Annotated in this window: 1 protein-coding gene; it reads left to right on the top strand. The window is 61.6% G+C overall.

Going from position 1 to position 1375, the window contains the following annotated elements:
- Positions 1-279 precede the first annotated feature (279 nt).
- Positions 280-1375 (top strand): MobF family relaxase (gene mobF / locus JF66_RS20475; protein ID WP_035880776.1); only part of this gene is annotated, 1096 nt, incomplete at its 3' end.

Here is a 1375-nt window from a genome sequence, read left to right as displayed (position 1 = left end):
TGGGGGACCTCCAGTATGGAGGCACGCCCGAGGGGCGCAGGGCAGCTGGGTGACCCAAGTTCGGGTGACCAGGACTCAGTGTAGAAGCTCTCTCGGTTTCGGCACATCGACTGCACCGTTCGTCGTCGCTGATCGTTCCTCACAGCTCCTTCTCGCTCTTGCAGTCTCCGTACCTAAACCGCACAATCTTTCCGATTGTGGCCAATCTCATTCCTCATTCTTCGTCATTGGATCTGTCACACCTCTGGCATTAGTAATAAACGAGGTAAAGTCACTTTCATGATGACGGTGCATATCCTCTCTGCGGGAGACGGTTATGCCTATTACACAAACGAGGTTGCGACCGGTGATGCCCGGCGCGAGAGCGGCCGGGAGCTGGGTGATTACTACACCGCGGACGGTAACCCTCCCGGGGTGTGGGTTGGTGGGGGAGTGGCTGCGCTGGGTGTTTCCGGTGTTGTCACTGAGGAGCAGATGAAGGCTCTGTACGGTGAGGGGTTGCACCCGGATGCTGAAGCGATGATCATCGCTTTGCAGGCTCAGGGGAAGACGGCGGCGGAGGCGCACGATGCGGTGAAGCTGGGCCGCGCGTACTACGGGTACAGCACCGGTGGCACGGATTTGAGCGCGAAGATTGAGACCGGTTACGGTGACTTCACGCGGATGAATCATCGCGAGCCGAACGTCACGGAGCGGCGGGTGATTCGGGCTCGCGAGGGTGCTCAGGCGTTTCGGGAGGCGAAGGGTCGGCAGCCGGCGGACAAGGAAGAGCTGGGCCGGTTCATTACCGCGGCGATGCGTCCGACGCAGCAAGCCGTCGCTGGGTTCGACCTGGTGTTCTCGCCGGCTAAGAGCGTGTCTGTGCTGTGGGGTTTGGGTGATGACGATACCCGCAAGGTGATCGAGAAGGCCCAGGAATCTGCGATCGCGGACACTGTTCTGTACCTCGAGCGTGAGGCGATCGCGACCCGTGCTGGCACGAACGGGGTCGCGCAGATCGATGTGGAGGGCGGCCTGATTGCGACGCGGTTCCGGCACTACGATTCCCGAAACGGCGACCCGCAGTTGCATGATCACCTGGTGGTGGCGAACAAGGTTAAGGGCAGCGACGGGAAGTGGCGCACGATCGATTCCAAGCTCCTGCACCGCCAGGGCGTGGCCGCGTCGGAGTTCTACAATCAGCGCGTGATGGAGAACGTCACGGACGCTCTGGGCCTGGCGACAGAGCTGCGGGAGGTAACCCCGGGTAAGCGCCCCGTGGTGGAGATCGCCGGAATCGACGACCGTCTGACCTCTCAGTTCTCGACCCGCTCGGCCGACATTAAGAAGGCCGTTCGTGAGCTGGAGAAGGACTACCGTGACAGTCACGGGCGAG

The sequence above is a fragment of the Cryobacterium sp. MLB-32 genome (assembly GCF_000738085.1).
Lineage (GTDB): Bacteria > Actinomycetota > Actinomycetes > Actinomycetales > Microbacteriaceae > Cryobacterium.
This window is presented reverse-complemented; position numbering and strand designations above follow the sequence as displayed.